The sequence below is a fragment of the Pseudomonas sp. FBCC-B35 genome (genome assembly GCF_059133755.1).
Genome location: NZ_CP101439.1, coordinates 933,985 through 952,542 on the forward strand (window position 1 = coordinate 933,985; position 18,558 = coordinate 952,542).

Annotated in this window: 20 protein-coding genes and 1 other RNA gene; 13 read left to right on the plus strand and 8 right to left on the minus strand. The window is 60.5% G+C overall.

Going from position 1 to position 18,558, the window contains the following annotated elements:
- Positions 1-11: 11 nt before the first annotated feature.
- Positions 12-479 carry an Lrp/AsnC family transcriptional regulator gene (locus NMB38_RS04115; RefSeq protein WP_088522910.1) on the minus strand — a complete coding sequence of 156 codons (468 nt, stop codon included), beginning with the start codon at positions 477-479 and terminating at the stop codon, positions 12-14.
- 127 nt (positions 480-606) lie between these two features.
- On the opposite strand from NMB38_RS04115, the gene NMB38_RS04120 reads away from it, so the two are divergent.
- The gene (locus tag NMB38_RS04120) at positions 607-1,803 is read left to right on the plus strand and encodes a methionine gamma-lyase (RefSeq protein WP_494354904.1); all 1,197 of its coding nucleotides are present in this window, start codon (positions 607-609) and stop codon (positions 1,801-1,803) included.
- A gap of 277 nt (positions 1,804-2,080) precedes the next feature.
- Here NMB38_RS04120 and NMB38_RS04125 read toward each other — a convergent pair whose 3' ends face one another.
- A complete protein-coding gene (locus tag NMB38_RS04125; protein WP_023534478.1) occupies positions 2,081-2,518 on the minus strand; it encodes a Z-ring associated ZapG family protein in 438 nt (145 codons plus the stop codon).
- Positions 2,519-2,653: 135 nt separating this feature from the next.
- Between NMB38_RS04125 and NMB38_RS04130 the strand changes: the two genes are divergently transcribed.
- The 3 genes from NMB38_RS04130 (at position 2,654) to zapE (ending at position 5,917) form a co-directional block, all read left to right on the plus strand.
- The gene (locus NMB38_RS04130; protein WP_027914465.1) at positions 2,654-3,304 is read left to right on the plus strand and encodes an alpha/beta hydrolase; all 651 of its coding nucleotides are present in this window, start codon (positions 2,654-2,656) and stop codon (positions 3,302-3,304) included.
- A 10-nt stretch (positions 3,305-3,314) separates the two neighbouring features.
- A complete protein-coding gene (locus NMB38_RS04135) occupies positions 3,315-4,664 on the plus strand; it encodes a tryptophan--tRNA ligase (protein ID WP_482577315.1) in 1,350 nt (449 codons plus the stop codon).
- A gap of 158 nt (positions 4,665-4,822) precedes the next feature.
- Positions 4,823-5,917 carry a cell division protein ZapE gene (zapE, locus tag NMB38_RS04140; RefSeq protein ID WP_027914467.1) on the plus strand — a complete coding sequence of 365 codons (1,095 nt, stop codon included), beginning with the start codon at positions 4,823-4,825 and terminating at the stop codon, positions 5,915-5,917.
- 69 nt (positions 5,918-5,986) lie between these two features.
- Here zapE and NMB38_RS04145 read toward each other — a convergent pair whose 3' ends face one another.
- Both NMB38_RS04145 and NMB38_RS04150 read right to left on the minus strand, forming a co-directional pair.
- Positions 5,987-6,883, minus strand: a complete 897-nt coding sequence (locus NMB38_RS04145) for a GlxA family transcriptional regulator (RefSeq protein ID WP_162832347.1) — start codon at positions 6,881-6,883, stop codon at positions 5,987-5,989.
- Between the two features lie 238 nt (positions 6,884-7,121).
- The gene (locus NMB38_RS04150) at positions 7,122-8,162 is read right to left on the minus strand and encodes an NADP(H)-dependent aldo-keto reductase (RefSeq protein WP_028687197.1); all 1,041 of its coding nucleotides are present in this window, start codon (positions 8,160-8,162) and stop codon (positions 7,122-7,124) included.
- Between the two features lie 258 nt (positions 8,163-8,420).
- Here NMB38_RS04150 and rplM point away from each other — a divergent pair, with 258 nt between their 5' ends.
- The 7 genes from rplM to NMB38_RS04185 all read left to right on the plus strand — a co-directional run bounded on the left by rplM (position 8,421) and on the right by NMB38_RS04185 (position 13,285).
- Positions 8,421-8,849, plus strand: coding sequence for a 50S ribosomal protein L13 (gene rplM / locus NMB38_RS04155; RefSeq protein WP_003260798.1), 429 nt, complete (start codon positions 8,421-8,423; stop codon positions 8,847-8,849).
- 14 nt (positions 8,850-8,863) lie between these two features.
- On the plus strand, positions 8,864-9,256 hold the full coding sequence (rpsI, locus tag NMB38_RS04160) for a 30S ribosomal protein S9 (protein WP_003251821.1): 393 nt from the start codon (positions 8,864-8,866) through the stop codon (positions 9,254-9,256).
- 261 nt (positions 9,257-9,517) lie between these two features.
- Entirely contained in the window at positions 9,518-10,111 is a 594-nt protein-coding gene (gene petA, locus NMB38_RS04165; protein ID WP_023534417.1) for a ubiquinol-cytochrome c reductase iron-sulfur subunit, read from the plus strand.
- The gene (locus NMB38_RS04170) at positions 10,111-11,322 is read left to right on the plus strand and encodes a cytochrome b (protein WP_028687198.1); all 1,212 of its coding nucleotides are present in this window, start codon (positions 10,111-10,113) and stop codon (positions 11,320-11,322) included. The genes petA and NMB38_RS04170 overlap by 1 nt, the downstream gene beginning before the upstream one ends.
- Positions 11,322-12,101 carry a cytochrome c1 gene (locus tag NMB38_RS04175; RefSeq protein ID WP_027914471.1) on the plus strand — a complete coding sequence of 260 codons (780 nt, stop codon included), beginning with the start codon at positions 11,322-11,324 and terminating at the stop codon, positions 12,099-12,101. The genes NMB38_RS04170 and NMB38_RS04175 overlap by 1 nt, the downstream gene beginning before the upstream one ends.
- A 118-nt stretch (positions 12,102-12,219) precedes the next feature.
- Positions 12,220-12,843 (plus strand): glutathione S-transferase N-terminal domain-containing protein, encoded by a 624-nt coding sequence (locus NMB38_RS04180; protein WP_028687199.1) that lies wholly within the window; start codon positions 12,220-12,222, stop codon positions 12,841-12,843.
- A gap of 10 nt (positions 12,844-12,853) precedes the next feature.
- Positions 12,854-13,285 (plus strand): ClpXP protease specificity-enhancing factor, encoded by a 432-nt coding sequence (locus NMB38_RS04185; RefSeq protein WP_027914473.1) that lies wholly within the window; start codon positions 12,854-12,856, stop codon positions 13,283-13,285.
- 86 nt (positions 13,286-13,371) lie between these two features.
- On the opposite strand, the gene NMB38_RS04190 is transcribed toward NMB38_RS04185, so the two are convergent.
- From NMB38_RS04190 to NMB38_RS04205, 4 genes are all read right to left on the minus strand, one after another.
- Positions 13,372-13,950: a BON domain-containing protein gene (locus tag NMB38_RS04190; protein ID WP_027914474.1), complete on the minus strand. Its 579-nt coding sequence runs from the start codon at positions 13,948-13,950 to the stop codon at positions 13,372-13,374.
- On the minus strand, positions 13,947-14,540 hold the full coding sequence (locus NMB38_RS04195; protein WP_494354905.1) for a phosphoheptose isomerase: 594 nt from the start codon (positions 14,538-14,540) through the stop codon (positions 13,947-13,949). Before NMB38_RS04195 ends, NMB38_RS04190 begins: the two co-directional genes overlap by 4 nt.
- Before the next feature lie 86 nt (positions 14,541-14,626).
- The gene (locus NMB38_RS04200; RefSeq protein WP_027914475.1) at positions 14,627-14,998 is read right to left on the minus strand and encodes a YraN family protein; all 372 of its coding nucleotides are present in this window, start codon (positions 14,996-14,998) and stop codon (positions 14,627-14,629) included.
- Entirely contained in the window at positions 14,998-16,815 is a 1,818-nt protein-coding gene (locus NMB38_RS04205; RefSeq protein WP_104925869.1) for a penicillin-binding protein activator, read from the minus strand. The genes NMB38_RS04200 and NMB38_RS04205 overlap by 1 nt, the downstream gene beginning before the upstream one ends.
- Positions 16,816-17,082: 267 nt before the next feature.
- Between NMB38_RS04205 and rsmI the strand changes: the two genes are divergently transcribed.
- Together rsmI and rnpB are read left to right on the plus strand one after the other, a co-directional pair.
- Positions 17,083-17,877: a 16S rRNA (cytidine(1402)-2'-O)-methyltransferase gene (gene rsmI / locus NMB38_RS04210; protein ID WP_219857988.1), complete on the plus strand. Its 795-nt coding sequence runs from the start codon at positions 17,083-17,085 to the stop codon at positions 17,875-17,877.
- 67 nt (positions 17,878-17,944) lie between these two features.
- Positions 17,945-18,318, plus strand: an RNA gene (gene rnpB / locus NMB38_RS04215) — RNase P RNA component class A.
- Positions 18,319-18,558: the final 240 nt, after the last annotated feature.

The following is an 18,558-nucleotide window of genomic DNA, read 5'->3' on the forward strand; positions in this document are numbered from 1 at the left end:
CATGCACAGCTTCACGACACCGGTATGGATCTCCCTTCCTTCACCGCCTTGTACGAAAAACTCGAATAGATTTCCTTGACCCCCGGCAACCGTTGCAACACTTCACGGGTAAACTCCCCGAACGATTCCAGGTCAGCGGCGAGCACTTCAAGCAAAAAATCGTAGCGTCCCGAAATGTTGTGGCAGGCCACGATTTGTGGAATGGCCATCAGCTGCTGCTCGAATGCCAACGCGGTCTGCTTGGTGTGCGATTCCATCATGATGCTGACGAACGCGGTTACGCCAAAGCCCATCGCCCTGGGTGAAAGTACAGCCTGATAGCCCGTTATGTACCCGCTTTCTTCAAGCTGCTTGACCCGCCGCCAACAGGGCGAAGTGGTCAGCGACACCAGGTCGGCCAACTCGGCGATGGTCAGGCGTGCATTGCCTTGCAGGGCAGTCAACAGGGCGCGATCGATACGGTCTAGCTCGGCAGGCATAACGTGCCCTCGCAAACGGCAGAATGGCTGTTTTGTTGTGAAATAAGCAGTGCTTACAAGCGAGTTTGGAAAAATTCGTGCGACGCAGTGGCATAAGCTTAGATCAAACCAACAAGAGGCTGTTGCCATGCGCGACTCCCGTCACGACAACGGTTTTTCAACGCGTGCCATCCATCACGGTTACGACCCGCTAGCGCACGGCGGCGCACTGGTACCGCCGATCTACCAAACCGCTACCTATGCCTTTCCAACCGTCGAATACGGCGCGGCGTGCTTTGCCGGTGAACAGGCCGGGCATTTCTACAGCCGTATCTCCAACCCCACGCTGAATGTGCTCGAAGCGCGCATGGCGTCGCTTGAGGGCGGGGAGGCGGGCCTTGCGCTGGCATCGGGGATGGGCGCCATCACGTCCACGCTCTGGACCCTGCTGCGCCCGGGCGATGAGTTGATCGTCGGGCGGACCGTGTATGGATGCACCTTTGCCTTCATGCACCACGGCATCGGGGCGTTTGGCGTGACGATCCGCCACGTCGACCTCAACGATACCGACGCACTGCGCGCCGCGCTCAGTGACAAGACGCGCATGATCTACTTCGAGACCCCCGCCAACCCGACCATGCGGCTGGTCGATATTGCCGCCGTGGCCGAAGCGGTACGCGGCCGTGATGTGCTGGTGGTGGTCGACAACACCTACTGCACGCCTTACCTGCAAAGGCCGCTGGAACTGGGCGCTGATCTGGTCGTGCATTCGGCCACCAAGTACCTCAGCGGCCATGGCGATATCACCGCCGGCTTGGTGGTGGGCCGTCAGGCGCTGATCGATCGGATTCGTCTGCAGGGGCTCAAGGACATGACAGGGGCGGTGCTGTCGCCTCAGAACGCCATGCTGCTGATGCGCGGAATAAAGACCCTGGCCCTGCGCATGGACCGGCATTGCGAAAACGCCCGGCAGGTCGCCGAGTACCTGTCGCGTCAGCCGCAGGTGGAGCTGATCCACTACCCAGGCTTGCCGACGTTCGCACAACACGACTTGGCCAAGCGGCAAATGCGCCTACCCGGCGGCATGATCGCTTTCGAGCTCAAGGGCGGCCTTGATGCTGGACGCCGCTTCATGAATGCGCTGGGCCTGTTCGCACGCGCCGTGAGCCTGGGTGATGCCGAGTCGTTGGCCCAGCACCCGGCAAGCATGACCCATTCTAGCTACACGCCCGAAGAGCGGGTGCAGCACGGTATCTCCGAGGGGCTTGTGCGTTTGTCGGTAGGGCTTGAGGACATTGAGGACCTGCTGGCAGACGTGCAACAGGCGTTGCGCGCCTGCTCATGAGGTGCGAGGAAGCGCTACCCGATGCCTTGTCCAGACTGGGCGAGGGCATTCTGGCGGTGCTGGCGAAAGAGCCAGCGTATCCAAGAGGAGCGTCACCATGAAAGTATCTGCATACCCACTCGATCTGATCATTCGCCATGCTGGCGGAGATGACGATGAGGGCGGTCATTCCTGGCGCAAGCCTTGACCTGAAGGGCGTTCCCCGCCCTTGCAGGGGGCGCCTGGTCGATGTTGATCGTGCATTGAAAAAGGCCTCTTTCGAGGCCTTTTTCAATGTTCAGTGCTTCAGACCATAGCTCTCGTCGAGCATGCCCGGCGAGTTGGGCGTTTTCGGCGCGTAATCGCGCGGCACTTCGGCGGTATCCCTGGGCGGCGTCAGGCGACTGTGCGGGCCGTGGGAGCTTTCCGAGTGCAGCGCTGCCAGCAGGCGTTGACGCGTCACTTCGTCCAGGGCCAGGTTGTTGGCGCCATCGGCCAGGTGATCTTGAACATCCTGATAGCTCTGATTGAGCTTTTTGACCAGTACGGCGGTGCTGTTGAAGTGCGTCACCACCTGGTTCTGGTAGCTGTCGAAACGCTGTTGGATGTCATCGAGCTGGCGCTGGCTGCTGCTGGGCGCAGCGTTGGGCAACAGGCGCGCCACGACGAAACCGACGACCACACCGATGACCAGGGCCAGGGTAGGCAACAACCAAACAAGGAGCGAGAGTTCCACGAGTCCTTCCTCTATAAACGGCTTTGCTTTACGTTAACGGCTCAGACCTGCGCTGTATACCGCGAGCGATCGCAAATCAGAACAGAATTCCTCACCTAGACGAATCGACCTCCCCCAAGGTCACGGAGTAGTGCCTTGCTTGTCCGCGAAACCCCTCTGTTCATCGACGGCCCCAGTGGCCCGCTCGAAGCCCTCTACCTGGACGTGGCAGACGCCCGTGGCGCCGTGCTGATCTGTCATCCCAACCCGGTCCAGGGCGGCACCATGCTCAACAAGGTGGTTTCGACATTGCAACGCACGGCCCGGGACGCCGGGTACGTGACCCTGCGTTTCAACTACCGCGGCGTTGGGCAAAGCGCCGGCAGCCATGACATGGGTGAAGGCGAGGTGGCTGACGCCCAGGCCGCGGCCGCCTGGCTGCAGGCGGCGCATCCCGGGCTGCCCCTGGTGTTGATGGGCTTTTCCTTCGGCGGCTTCGTGGCGACCGCCCTGGCTGGCCGCCTGGAAGCCGAAGGCACTGCCTTGCAGCATCTCTTCATGATCGCTCCGGCCGTCATGCGCCTGACCGATCAATTCCCCGTGCCGCAGCGGTGCCCGGTGACCCTGGTGCAACCCGATGCCGACGAGGTCGTTTCACCGGCGCTGGTTTACGATTGGTCCGACAGCCTGTCACGCCCCCATGAGCTGCTGAAAGTGGCAGAATGCGGACACTTCTTCCATGGCAAGCTGACCGACCTCAAGGATCTGCTGCTGCCGCGACTTTCGAACCGAGCCAAGCCTGAATAAGCGAACACCCATGACCACGCGTATCCTTACCGGTATCACGACCACCGGCACTCCGCACCTGGGCAACTACGCCGGTGCCATCCGCCCGGCCATCCGAGTCAGCCAGCAGCCTGGCGTGGACTCGTTCTACTTCCTGGCCGACTACCACGCCCTGATCAAGTGCGACGATCCGCTGCGCATCCAGCGCTCGCGTCTGGAAATCGCCGCCACCTGGCTCGCCGGTGGCCTGGATCCGGACAAGGTGACCTTCTACCGCCAGTCCGACATTCCGGAAATCCCCGAGCTGACCTGGCTGCTGACCTGCGTGGCGGCCAAGGGCTTGCTCAACCGCGCCCATGCCTACAAGGCATCGGTGGACAAGAACGTCGAAAACGGCGAAGACCCGGATGCCGGCGTCACCATGGGTCTGTTCAGCTACCCGGTGCTGATGGCGGCGGACATCCTAATGTTCAACGCCAACAAGGTGCCGGTTGGTCGTGACCAGATCCAGCACGTGGAAATGGCCCGCGATATCGGCCAGCGCTTCAACCACCTGTTCGGCCAGGGCAATGAGTTCTTCGCACTGCCGGAGGCGGTCATCGAGGAAAGCGTGGCCACCTTGCCCGGCCTGGATGGGCGCAAGATGTCCAAGAGCTATGACAACACCATCCCGTTGTTCACCAGCGCCAAGGACATGAAGGATGCCATTTCGCGCATCGTCACGGACTCGCGCGCGCCGGGTGAAGCCAAGAACCCGGACGACGCGCACCTGTTCACGCTGTTCCAGGCCTTCTCCACACCTGAGCAGTGCGCCGAGTTCCGAGCCGAGCTGGAGCAGGGCCTGGGTTGGGGCGAAGCCAAGCAGCGACTGTTCCAGTTGCTCGACGGCCAGCTGGCCGAAAAGCGCGAGTATTACCATCAGCTGATCGCGCGGCCTGCGGACCTGGAGGATATCCTCCTGGCAGGCGCGGCCAAGGCGCGCGCCATCGCCACGCCATTTCTGGAGCAATTGCGCGAAGCCGTTGGCCTGCGCTCGTTCCGCAGCAGCGTACAGGCCACGGCGAACGTCAAGAAGAAGGTCGCCAAGAGCGCGCGCTTCGTCAGCTTCCGCGACGAAGACGGGAGCTTCCGCTTCCGCCTGTTGGCTGCCGATGGCGAGCAACTGCTGTTGTCGCGCAGCTTTGCCGATGGCAAAAGCGCAGGTACCGTGAGCAAGCAGTTGCAACAAGGCGACGGGGTGGATATCCGCGCCGAGGGATTGGGCTTTGCTGTGTGGCTCAAGGATCAGCCGGTTGCCGACGGTGCGCCGTTCGACAGCGAACAAGCCCGTGATGCTGCCATCGAGCGTCTTCGCGCAGCGCTTGAGCCGCAACAGGACTGACCGACGGGTGGGAGGTATCCGCCCACTGGTACTGTGATCAGGGTAGCCTCATCGGGTCTCTGGTGCCGGTATGAGGCATATTGACGCAAGTCGCATTGCCATTAGGCGGGCCGCTCGCTACAGTGACGGCCCGTTTTTTGTTGCCTCGCTAACGAATCATGACTCCCCTAGAACGCTATCAAGCAGATCTGAAACGTCCCGATTTCTTTCATGACGCGGCGCAGGAAACTGCGGTGCGTCACCTGCAGCGCCTGTACGACGACCTGGTGCAGGCCCAGAACAACAAGCCGGGTGTATTCGGCAAGTTGTTCGGCAAGAAGGAGCAGACCCCGGTCAAGGGCCTGTACTTCTGGGGCGGGGTAGGGCGAGGCAAGACCTACCTGGTCGACACCTTCTTCGAAGCGCTGCCGTTCAAGCAGAAGATGCGCACGCACTTCCACCGCTTCATGAAGCGTGTCCACGAGGAGATGAAAACCCTAAAGGGCGAGAAGAATCCCCTGACCATCATTGCAAAGCGCTTCAGCGATGAGGCCAAGGTGATCTGCTTCGACGAGTTCTTCGTCTCGGACATCACCGACGCCATGATCCTGGGCACCTTGATGGAGGAGCTGTTCAAGAACGGCGTTTCCCTGGTGGCCACTTCCAACATCGTGCCGGACGGCCTCTACAAAGATGGCCTGCAGCGTGCGCGCTTCCTGCCGGCCATCGCCATGATCAAGCAGTACACCGATGTAGTGAACGTCGACAGCGGTGTCGATTATCGCCTGCGCCACCTGGAGCAGGCCGAACTGTTCCATTACCCGCTCGACGAGGCGGCGCAGCAGAGCATGCGTGCCAGCTTCAAGGCGCTGACGCCCGAGTGCACGGCAGCGGTCGAGAACGACGTGCTGATGATCGAGAACCGTCCCATTCATGCGCTGCGCACCTGCGACGATGTGGCCTGGTTCGACTTCCGCGCCTTGTGCGATGGGCCGCGAAGCCAGAACGACTACATCGAACTGGGCAAGATCTTCCATGCGGTCCTGCTGAGCAACGTCGAGCAAATGGGCGTGGCAAGCGATGACATCGCGCGTCGCTTCATCAACATGGTCGACGAGTTCTATGACCGTAACGTCAAGCTGATCATCTCGGCCGAAGTGGAACTCAAGGACCTGTACACCGGTGGGCGCTTGAGCTTCGAGTTTCAGCGCACGCTGAGCCGACTGCTGGAAATGCAGTCTCATGAATTCCTGTCCCGCGCGCACAAGCCTTGAAAACCTGGGGCTGCCTTGCAGCCCATCGCCTAACTGCCGGCGATGGGCTGCAAGACAGCCCGATTGCGCTCAGGCCTCTTGCATGAACTGCTGGCGATACTGATTCGGTGACAGGTCGGTGTGCTGGCGAAACAGCCGGGCGAAGAAGCTGGCATCGTCATAGCCCACCTCGTAACTGATGGTCTTGATGCTCTTGCGCGTGCTCGACAACAGCCCCTTGGCCGTCTCGATGCGCAAGCGTTGCAGGTAATGCAGCGGCTTGTCCCCGGTTGCGCCCTGGAAACGGCGCATGAAATTGCGAATGCTCATGCCGTGGTTGCGGGCTACGTCCTCGAAGCGAAACTTGTCGGCGAAATGCTCTTCCAGCCAGTGCTGAATCTGCAGGATGATCAGGTCCTGGTGCAGCTTCTGGCCGCCAAAGCCCATGCGTCCCGGCGTGTAGTTGCGCTGCACCTCGTACAGGATGTCGCGCGACACGGCCCGCGCCACATTGGCCCCGCAGAAGCGCTCGATCAGGTAGATGTACAGATCGCAGGCTGACGTGGTGCCGCCAGCGCAGTACAGATTGTCCGCATCGGTCAGGTGTTTGTCCTGGGTCAGGCGTACGTGTGGGAAGCGCTCGGCAAAACTGTCGAAGAAACGCCAGTACGTGGTCGCTTCCTTGCCGTCGAGCAGGCCTGACTCGGCCAGCCAGAACACGCCGCTGGCCTCTGCACACAGCACGGCGCCCCGCGCATGCTGTGCCTGCAGCCAGGGCAGCACCTGCGGATAACGTTGCAACAGGTTGTCAAAATCGTCCCAGAACGCCGGAAGGATGATCACATCGGCATCATCCAGGCCGCCGTCCACCGGCAGCTGCACGTTGCTGAAGCTCTCTACCGGCAACCCGTCAGGGCTGACCAGGTGGATCTCGAACATGGGTTGCAAGCCCAGGCCAAGCTGCTTGCCGTAGCGCAAGCTGGCCAGGTGAAAGAAGTCCTTGGCCTGCATCAAGGTCGAAGCGAATACCTTGTCAATGGCCAGGATGCTGACGCGCCGCAACGACGCGGAGGGTTGGGTAAACATCATTGTCATTGTTCTTATAGGATGGAGTGGTCAATCACTGGCTGGATCGTCTTATTTTTTACGGGTCATGTCTAGCCTGGTAGACAGCGCCGCCCGCTTCGCGGGTAAACCCGAGAAGCAAGCGGCGTTGGGTGCGTGCTCAGGGCGCGGGGTTGGGTTGATCCTGGTGGATGGCCTCGATGGCTGCCAGCAGTTCGTCATCGAGGCTGAGTTCGAGGCTGGCCAGGTTGCTGTCCAGTTGCTCGAGGCTGGTGGCACCGATGATGTTACTGGTCACGAACGGTTGACGGGTAACGAAGGCCAACGCCATCTGCGCCGGATCGACACCATGTTCCCGGGCCAGCTGTACATAACGCTCGCAAGCGGCCACTGTCTGTGGGTTGGAATAGCGCGCAAAGCGGCTGAACAGGGTCAGACGCGCCTTCTCCGGGCGGGCGCCGCCGTCGTATTTGCCCGAGAGCATGCCAAAGGCCAGGGGCGAGTAGGCCAGCAGGCCGCACTGCTCGCGAATGGCGATTTCGGCAAGCCCCACCTCGAAGCTGCGGTTGAGCAGGTTGTAGGGGTTCTGGATGGAGACGGCCCGAGGCCAGCCACGGGTTTCGGCCAACTGCAGGAATTTCATGGTGCCCCAGGGGGTTTCGTTGGACAGCCCGATGTGGCGGATCTTGCCCGCGCGCACCTGCTCGTCGAGCACCTCCAGGGTTTCTTCCAGTGGGGTGAAATGGTCCTGCGGCAGGTGCTGGTAGCCCAGCTTGCCGAAGAAGTTGGTGCTGCGCTCAGGCCAGTGCAGCTGGTAGAGATCGATGCGATCGGTCTGCAGGCGCCGCAGGCTCTCTTCCAGTGCCGCGACAATGTGTTGCCGGTTGTGCCTGAGTTGACCGTCGCGGATATGGCTGATGCCATTGCCGGGGCCGGCCACCTTGCTGGCCAGTACCCAGTCGTCCCGATCGCCCTGGCGGGCGAACCAGTTGCCGATGATGCGCTCGGTGGCGGCATAGGTTTCCGGGCGCGGGGGTACCGGGTACATCTCTGCAGTGTCGATGAAGTTGATGCCTGCGGCCTTGGCCCGGCCAATCTGTTCGAATGCCTGGGTCTGATCGTTCTGTTCGCCCCAGGTCATGGTGCCCAGACACAGCGCGCTGACTTCGAGGTCGGTGCGACCCAGCTGACGGTAGTCCATCGGTTGCTTGCTCCTTGGCTATGGTCATTCATCAAAGCAGGTTGATATTTTTCCCGCAATCTGGATAATTCAGCCCCTCTCCGCGTGGCGGAAGTGATGCACCATCACGCAGGAAGAACCCCGTCGAACATTGGCGTGCCTGACCCGAGCCCCCAAAAGCGTCAGCGTTCGGCTGCGCGCTTGCCCTTGGCAAGCTGTGCACTATCCAGTAAGATTCGCCGTCTATTTTTCGCTGGGCGGCCTCTGAGGCTTTAGAGAATGAAAACTTTTACTGCTAAACCGGAAACAGTAAAGCGCGAGTGGTTCGTAGTCGACGCCGCTGGCCAGACCCTGGGTCGTCTGGCTACCGAAATCGCTAGCCGTCTGCGTGGCAAACACAAGCCAGAATACACCCCTCACGTTGATACCGGCGACTACATCGTCGTCATCAACGCCGAGCAGGTTCGTGTGACGGGTGCCAAGTCTTCCGACAAAATGTACTACTCCCACTCCGGTTTCCCAGGTGGTATCAAGGAAATCAACTTCGAGAAGTTGATCGCCAAGGCCCCTGAGCGTGTTATCGAGACTGCGGTCAAAGGCATGCTGCCGAAGAACCCGCTGGGTCGCGACATGTACCGTAAGCTGAAAGTGTACGCGGGTGCTGCTCACCCACACACTGCTCAGCAGCCTCAAGAACTGAAGATCTAACGGGATAGTTCATTATGTCGGCGACTCAAAATTACGGCACTGGCCGTCGCAAGACCGCAACCGCTCGCGTATTCCTGCGTCCGGGTACTGGTAACATCTCCATCAACAACCGTTCTCTGGACGTGTTCTTCGGTCGCGAAACCGCTCGCATGGTTGTTCGCCAGCCACTCGAGCTGACCGAAAGCGTTGAGAAGTTCGACATCTACGTCACCGTTTCCGGTGGTGGTGTCAGCGGTCAGGCCGGTGCGATCCGTCACGGTATCACCCGCGCTCTGATGGAATACGACGAAACCCTGCGTGGCGCACTGCGTCGTGCTGGCTACGTCACCCGCGACGCTCGTGAAGTCGAGCGTAAGAAAGTGGGTCTGCGTAAAGCGCGTAAGCGTCCTCAGTACTCCAAGCGTTAATACCGCTTCGGCAGTCGAAAAAAGCCCGGTTCCTTGGAACCGGGTTTTTTTTTGCCTTGAATAATTCACCCGCTCGGCGGTGAGCGTCTTTCCCATAGACGTAGATCAAGCAAAGCGTGGGTAGTGGCCGTGCAGCCCGGTAATCACCTTGTCAGTGTGTGGTTTTGTTACTTACCATGGCGACCAATTTTTAGCGCCACTGACACAACCTAGGTACGAGCCTGGTTCAACAGGCCAAGCAAGCTGATGGGAGAGGACTGAATGAGCAATGACGGCGTCAACGCAGGCCGGCGCCGCTTCCTCGTAGCCGCGACATCCGTGGTCGGGGCAGCGGGAGCAGTGGGGGCTGCGGTACCGTTCGTGGGGTCATGGTTCCCCAGTGCCAAGGCGAAAGCTGCAGGTGCACCGGTAAAGGTCAACATCGCCAAGGTCGAGCCAGGGCAGCAGATGGTTGCAGAATGGCGAGGGCAGCCTGTATTCATCGTGCGGCGAACGGCTGAGATCCTCGGCAATCTCAAGAAAATCACCGGCGAACTGTCAGACCCCGATTCCCAGGCATCGGACCAGCCGACCTACGTCGATCCGCAGGTACGCTCCATCAAGCCAGAGATCCTCGTGCTGGTTGGTCTGTGCACGCACCTGGGTTGCTCGCCGACGTTCCGCCCTGAAGTGGCCCCTGTCGACCTCGGACCCAAATGGGTCGGAGGTTATTTCTGCCCCTGCCATGGTTCCCACTACGACATGGCGGGGCGAGTGTACAAGTCGCAGCCGGCACCGCTGAACCTGCCGGTGCCGCCGCATGCCTACGAGTCCGACGAAATCATCGTCATCGGTATCGACCAGGAGAACGCATGATGAGCAAGTTCATGGACTGGATCGACGCGCGTTTCCCTGCCACCAAGATGTGGGAAGACCACCTCAGCAAGTACTACGCGCCCAAGAACTTCAATTTCCTGTACTTCTTCGGCTCTCTGGCCTTGCTGGTGCTGGTCAATCAGATCGTCACCGGGGTCTGGCTGACGATGAGTTTCACGCCTTCGGCCGAAGAGGCATTCGCCTCGGTCGAATACATCATGCGTGACGTGGAGTACGGCTGGATACTGCGCTACTTGCATTCGACGGGTGCGTCGGCCTTCTTCATCGTCGTCTACCTCCACATGTTCCGCGGCTTGCTGTATGGCTCCTACCAAAAGCCCCGGGAGCTGGTATGGCTGTTTGGTATGCTGATCTACCTGGCGCTGATGGCTGAGGCGTTCATGGGCTACCTGCTGCCATGGGGGCAGATGTCGTATTGGGGCGCACAGGTGATCATCTCCCTGTTCGGGGCCATTCCCGTCATCGGCGATGACATCACCCAGTGGATTCGCGGCGACTACCTGATTTCGGGCATCACGCTCAATCGCTTCTTCGCCCTGCACGTGGTGGCCTTGCCGATCGTCATTCTGGGCCTGGTGGTGCTGCACATCCTGGCCTTGCACGAAGTCGGCTCGAACAACCCTGACGGCATCGACATCAAGAAGCACAAGGACGAAAACGGTATCCCGCTGGACGGCATTCCGTTCCACCCGTACTACACCGTCAAGGATATCGTCGGAGTGGTCGTGTTCCTGTTCGTGTTCTGCGCCGTGGTGTTCTTCTTCCCGGAAATGGGCGGATACTTCCTGGAAAAACCCAACTTCGAACAGGCCAACGCCTTCAAGACCCCTGAGCACATCGCGCCGGTGTGGTACTTCACGCCGTTCTACGCCATCTTGCGCGCCGTACCGGACAAACTGATGGGCGTGATCGCCATGGGCGCTGCCATTGCCGTGCTGTTCGTGCTGCCCTGGCTGGACCGCAGCCCCGTTCGCTCCATGCGCTACAAGGGCTGGATAAGCAAACTCTTCCTGCTGGTGTTCTGCGTCGCCTTCATCGTCCTCGGCGTGCTGGGGGTACTGGCGCCGACGCCTGGGCGTACCTTGCTGTCGCAGGTGTGCACGTTCCTGTACTTCGCCTACTTCCTGCTGATGCCGTTCTACACAAGGCTCGAGAAGACCAAACCGGTTCCGGAAAGGGTGACTGGCTGATGAAAAAGTTGATTGCTGTAATTCTCCTGGCAGTGATGCCTGCATTCACCCTTGCTGCAGAGCATGGCGTGGAACTGGACAAGGTCGATATCGACCTGAGCGACAAGGCGGCGATGCAGGACGGTGCGCGCACGTTCGCCAACTACTGCATGGGTTGCCACAGTGCCAAGTTTCAGCGCTATGAGCGTGTGGCCGATGACCTGGGCATACCCCACGATGTGATGCTTGAGAACCTGGTGTTCACCGGGGCAAAGATTGGCGACCACATGCAGATTGGCATGAAGCCCAGCGATGCCAAGACCTGGTTCGGTGCCGCGCCGCCCGACCTTACCCTGGTGGCGCGGGTCAGGGGTGCCGACTGGCTGTACAGCTACCTGCGCAGTTTCTACGAGGACCCATCGCGGCCCTACGGCGTGAACAACAAGGTCTTCCCCAACGTCGGCATGCCGAACGTGCTGGTTGGCCTGCAGGGAAACCAGGTGATCGGCTGCAAGCAGGTGCAGACGGTGGTGGATGGCAAAAAACAATTTGACCCATTGACCGGCACGCCGTTGACCCATGAAGCCTGCGATCAGCTGACCATTACGCCGAATTCCGGTACCCTGACCACCGAGCAGTTCGACGAGAAGGTCAAGAACCTGGTGACCTTCCTGGCCTATTCGGCCAACCCGGTCAAACTGGAAAGTCAGCGCATTGGTACTTACGTATTGCTGTACCTGGCTTTCTTCTTCGTATTCGCCTATTTGCTCAAGCGTGAATACTGGAAGGACGTGCACTGATCACGCAGTAACCTCTGGTTGTTGAACGCGCCTGTGGCGCACTGGCAGTTATGCCAGTGCGCCACAGGCGCGTTTTCATTTACAGTTTTTACAAGCATCCCTCGAGAGGAGGCGCTACATGGGCGTAACCAATGGGTTAGCCTGCTATTCCGACCCTGCCGATCAATACTCGCATCGGGTTCGCCTTGTGTTGGCCGAAAAGGCCGTTGACGCGCACATCATCGACGTCGATACCGGCAAGATCCCGCCGCGGCTCGCCGAACTGAACCCGTATGGCAGCGTGCCGACCTTGGTGGATCGGGATTTGGTTCTGTACGAGTCGACCGTGATCATGGAATACCTGGAGGAGCGCTATCCGCACCCTCCGCTGATGCCGGTCTATCCGGTCGGGCGTGGCAATAGCCGGTTGCTGATGCACCGTATCCAGCGAGACTGGTGCAGCCTGGCCGATCAGATTCTCGACCCACGCACCAGTGAGGCTGCCCGTGCAGAGGCTCGCAAGGCACTGCGCGAAAGCCTGACCGGTGTCTCGCCGCTGTTTGCCGAGTTCGCCTGTTTCATGAGCGATGAGCAAAGCCTGGTCGATTGCTGTCTACTGCCCATACTCTGGCGTCTGCCGATGATGGGTATCGAATTGCCGCGGCAAGCCAAGCCGCTGCTGGATTACATGGAGCGACAGTTCGCCCGGGAATCATTCCAGGCAAGCCTGTCGTCCGTTGAACGCGAAATGCGCACGCTTTGAGGAGCTGTTGATGAACTCCAGTCGCCCCTATCTGGTTCGAGCACTGTACGAGTGGATCGTCGACAACGATTGCACACCCCATATGTTGGTCAATGCCGAGTACCCGAAAGTACAGGTGCCGGACGGTTTCGCCAGTGATGGCCAGATCGTCCTGAATGTGTCGCCAAGCGCTGTGCGCAGTTTGCACATGGACAATGACGCCGTCAGCTTCGAAGGCCGTTTTGGCGGTGTGCCCCATTCATTGTTCGTGCCCATTGGCGCGGTGCTGGGTATCTATGCCCGCGAGAATGGACAGGGCATGGTCTTCGAGTTGGAGTCTTCGATGATGGAGGACGACGAGATCGAGGACGATCAGGAGCAGCCTGATGATGATGGGCCGCCAGAAGGCGGCGGGCAGCCTCCGCGCCCAAGCGGGCGGCCAAGTTTGAAAGTGGTGAAATAAAAAAAGGCGATCCGCAAGGATCGCCTTTTTAGCATGGGCAATAGACGAGGTGCGCGCTGGTCCGCGCTGCCTGCGGGCTCACGTGTTCAGTCGATGTACTCGAACAGTTTCACGATCTTCTGCACGCCAGACACGCTCTGCACGACGGCAGTGGCGGCATTGGCCTCCTGCTGGGTGACGAGGCCCAACAAGTACACGATGCCATTCTCGGTGATCACTTTGATCCGCGAGCTGGGTACTGCTGTATCGGTCAGCATCTGGGTCTTGATCTTGGTGGTCAACCACGCGTCGTTGTTGCGTGCCAGGATGGAGGAGGGCTGCATGACCTGCAGTTCGTTATGCACCTTCTTGACGCGCTGGACCTGGCTGGCCGTCTGTTCGGCAAGGCTCTTGAGTTCGGCGCGTGGTGTCTGGCCAGCCAAGAGCACGATGCCGTTGTAGCTGCTCACGACGATGTGCGAGCCCTTGTCCAGGTCTGGGCTGGCCTTGGCGATATTCACCGAGGCCTTGGTCTCGATCAGTGAGTCGTCGATCTTGCTGCCAATGGTACGAGTGCCTCGGTCATCCTCGATGGGCGAATTACGAGCAGAGTTGAGTACCGAACTGCAGCCGGTGACGCTCAGGCACAAGGTCAAGGCCACAAGGCCAATGCGCATAGGGGTCATTCTTCACTCCCGAACAGTTGGCTGTCGATCAAATCGCACAGGCAATGGATCGCCAGCAGGTGGACTTCCTGGATGCGAGCGGTCACCGTCGAGGGTACCCGAATCTCGACGTCCTCTGGCAGCAAGAGCGAGGCCATGCCCCCGCCGTCGCGGCCGGTCAATGCTACGACAATCATTTCGCGGTCATGTGCGGCCTGGATGGCCTGGATGACGTTGGCGGAATTGCCGCTGGTAGAGATGGCCAGCAGAACATCCCCAGGTTGGCCCAGGGCGCGGATCTGCTTGGAAAATACCTCGTTGTAACTGTAGTCGTTGGCAATCGAGGTCAGGGTCGAGCTGTCGGTGGTCAGCGCGATCGCTGGCAGGCTGGGGCGTTCGCGCTCGAAGCGGTTGAGCAGCTCCGAGGAGAAATGCTGCGCATCGCCGGCCGAGCCGCCATTGCCACACGCGAGCATCTTGCCCTCGTTGAGCAGTGCGTTGACCATGACCAGGCTGGCCTGCTCGATGTGCGGTGCCAGGATGTCCATTGCCTGTTGCGTGGTATCGATGCTGGCCTGGAACAGCCGGCGGATTCGGGATTGCATGTCCATCTGGTGACCTTAAATGGGGCGGAGGCCGGCGCGGCACGCGACGGTAATCAGCCCGCGAAACATAGAGCAAAAAGAACGGAGTGGGTTCAGCATTCGAAGGCGTTTTTCAACCATTCGAGCGGCTTGCCAGCATGATGGCTGCCTTGCAGGGCAACCACGTCGAAGCGGCAAGGACAGTTGCCCCATTGAGGCTTCTGATGCAGGAACAGGCTGGCGGCAAGCACCAGCCGCTTCTGCTTGCGCTGATCGATACTGCCGAGGGCGCCACCGAAGCGTGCGTGCAACCGATAGCGGACTTCGACGAATACTACTGTATCGGCGTCGAGCATGACCAGATCAAGCTCGCCTCCTTTGCATCGCCAGTTGCGGGCAATCAGCTTGAGGCCATGCCCTTGAAGGTACTCAAGGGCCTGGTTTTCCGCTGCTTGCCCGGCATGGCTTGGCGAGGCAGGGGGCATCAACGGGGCGTGTCGGGGAGGCGCTTGACCTGGCCACCGGCAAACTCTGCCCACGGCAGCTGACGCTCAACACGTTGGCTGGCATTGATGCCCAGGTTGCCAGACAGGCCCTGGATACGGCTGTCAGGCAGAGCCTTGAGCTGCCCCAGGCGCGGGGCCAGGCTGTAGGCGTCCACCCCCATGGCATACAGGCGACCCAGGCTGCCGGCAGCTTGCGGCCATTGCTGTACCACCTGCTGGCGGAGGCTGTTGCTGCTGTCGAGCAACCATGGGGTTTCACAGAAACGGATGCCGTTCATGTCGTTGTACTGGTTCACATCGCCGCTGGCGCTGTACAGGTTGGAGGTGGCATAGACCGGCACATCACCTGCATACTGGAAGTTCAGGGTCGGCTTGATTTGCTGTGCCTGCTGTGGGGTGGCTGCGAGGAACAGGAAGTCGATGTCCTGGCGACGCGCGGGCTGGGCAGCGATGCTGCCGCCCACGGTGCTTTGCACGCTCTTGGCGCGACCTTCGCTTTGGCGCAGCTGGAACAGGTCGGCAATCTGCTGGGCCAGTGCCACGGGCTGGGCAATACGCTCTGCAGCCAGCAATGTGCCGCCGTTGCTCTCCCAGTCCTGACGGAACGCGGCCAGTACACGGTCGCCCCATTCCCCGCTCGGCACCATGGCAACGGCACGGACCATGCCGTCTGCGCGCGCCCTGCGGGACACCTCGCGGGCTTCGTCCTCGGCGGCAAGGCCAAATTGGAACAGTTGAGGCGGCGCTTTCTGACCGGCGTCGGCGTAGTTCAGTGCCAAGGTTGTGATCGGAAGCTGCGGTTTGGCAGCCAGTTGCTTGACCAGCGGTTTTTCCAGCGGGCCGATGACAAGCTGCACGCCCTCGGCCTGGGCCTGGCGGTAGAAGTCGTCCAGCGACCCTAGGCGGGAGCTGTCGACCATCTGCACGGACGGGGCAGGCTGCCCGGATTGCTGGGCCTGGAAGTGGGCAGCCATGAAGCCGTCACGCAGCGCACGCGCCACGCCAGCCAATGGGCCTTCCTGGGGAAGTAGCAGGGCGATGCGCGTCAGAGGCTGGCTAGCCAGCTCCTTGAGCTTGGTCAGAGCGGTTGGCAACTGTTTCGCGGCAGGATGATCCGGGTGCTGTTTGACCCAGTCGTCGATCGCTGCCTGTTGCTGTTCCAAGGTACCAGCGCCCTTGACGGTCAGGGCCAAGCTGGACCAGCCTGCCAGGACAGGATCGCTGGTGGGCTGTTGCAGTTGCTCGTTCGACAGCGAGGCGACCAGTGACCAGATGGCATCGTGGTTGGCGCTGGCAGCTTGCCCGCTGAGCAGCGGTGCCAACAGCACGCGCTGCTGGGCGGCGGCCATGGCCTGCCCGTCGGCTTCCAGGGCGGCGGCGTGTACCGAATAGGTACGCACTTGCTGTTGCGCAGGCAATTCGGGCACGTGCTGCAGGCTGGGGTGCTGCAATGCGCTCAGGGCCGCCTTGGGTTGATTGCGGCTCATGGCAAGTTCGGCCGCCAGCGTAACGGCGAACACCTGCTGGGCTGGCTTGAGCGTCTCTACCTGGACTTGTTCGAGAATGCGTGCGGCGCGCGGGAAGTCCTTTTGCTGGTAGGCCATGTCTGCGGCGCTCAGGCGCAGCAGTGCGGCATCTTCGGCAGACTTGCTGGAGGTCGCCCTTTCGAGCAACTGCTCGATGCTGGCATCCGGCGTACGGGGGAGCTCGCCAAGGCTGGATGAGGGCGAACTGGCGCAAGCTGCCAGCAGGGCAGCGAGACAGAAGGCTGTGAGCAGCCGCAGGCAGGCGATCATGTAATTGTCCTGTTACTCGATCAAGTTGGCTGGCGATTGTACCCAAGCGCTGGCTGGGGCGCGATGTCGCCGTGTGAAAGCATCACTATAGGCCTGCTGCCGCGCAGCGGCGTTCAACTTCTTTGCGCGCTGTTGCGGGTGCTCGGGCTACAATGCCCGCTTTGATTTCAATCGCAGGTGCGTGCAGTGACTGATGTGGCCGGGGCTTCGACCGCCCCCGTGGGAACGCTTTATGTGGTGGCAACACCTATCGGCAATCTTGACGACATGAGTGCCAGGGCGCTGAAGGTGCTGGCAGGCGTGTCCCTGATTGCTGCCGAGGACACGCGCCATTCGATCCGCCTGCTTCAACACTTCGGCATCGACACTCCGCTGGCCGCCTGTCACGAACATAACGAGCGGGACGAGGGGGGGCGCTTTCTGACCCGGCTATTGGCCGGCGACGATGTGGCGCTGGTGTCTGACGCAGGCACCCCGTTGATTTCGGATCCGGGTTATCACCTGGTCCGGCAGGCTCGCAGTGCAGGCGTACCCGTGGTGCCGGTACCTGGCGCCTGTGCCTTGATCGCCGCACTGTCGGCGGCAGGCTTGCCTTCGGATCGTTTCATCTTCGAAGGTTTCCTGCCGGCCAAGGCAGCGGGGCGCCGCGCCCGTCTGGAGCAGGTCAAGGAGGAGCCGCGTACCTTGATCTTCTATGAGGCGCCGCATCGCATCCTGGAGTGCCTGGACGACATGCAGGCAGTGTTTGGCGCAGATCGCCCAGCGGTGCTGGCGCGTGAAATCACCAAAACGTTTGAAACCCTCAAGGGCCTGCCTTTGTCCGAGTTGCATGCGTTCGTGGCCGGCGACAGCAATCAGCAGCGGGGTGAATGCGTGGTATTGGTAGGCGGCTGGAGCGCCCCGGAAGGCGAGCAGGGGATTGGCACCGAGGCGCAGCGGGTACTTGACCTGCTGCTGGCCGAGCTTCCGCTCAAGCGGGCCGCGGCGCTGGCGTCGGAAATAACGGGCGTACGCAAGAACCTGCTGTATCAAGTTGCGCTGGAAAAACAGAAAGAGCAGTAGTGGCTAATTGATATATGTGGCGGTAACGCTTGTTCTTGGCAGCATCTGCCGGTACTCTTTGCGCCGGAGAGTCGATCGGACAGTCGCTGCCCGTTTAAGTTCCACCGCATTGCGGTGTCGCTGGCGGGGGGAGGAAAGTCCGGGCTCCGCAGGGCAGAGTGCCAGGTAACGCCTGGGAGGCGCGAGCCTACGGAAAGTGCCACAGAAAACAACCGCCTAAGCACTTCGGTGCCGGTAAGGGTGAAAAGGTGCGGTAAGAGCGCACCGCACGGCTGGCAACAGTCCGTGGCTAGGTAAACCCCACTCGGAGCAAGACCAAATAGGGTTCCATCAGGCGTGGCCCGCGTCGGAACCGGGTAGGTTGCTAGAGGCGTCCAGTGATGGCCGTCGTAGAGGAATGACTGTCCTCGACAAAACCCGGCTTACAGATCGACTCTCCACCTTTTCCTTCCTGCTTGAATCGATAGCAGATCTCATCTGGTAATGCCGAAAAAATCTTACTCTTGATAAATCACTTTAAGTTCGGCCCGCATCGGGTTGTGCGCGTTTGATTTCTCAAGTCTTTTTATTCCCCAGATAGTCTTTCCACATTCCTTTAACGCGCTAAATCTCGGTCATGTAAGGCTTTTCCTTCCGAACGTGCCTTGACGGTGCTGCGGGCGGATTCCTATAGTGTGCGCA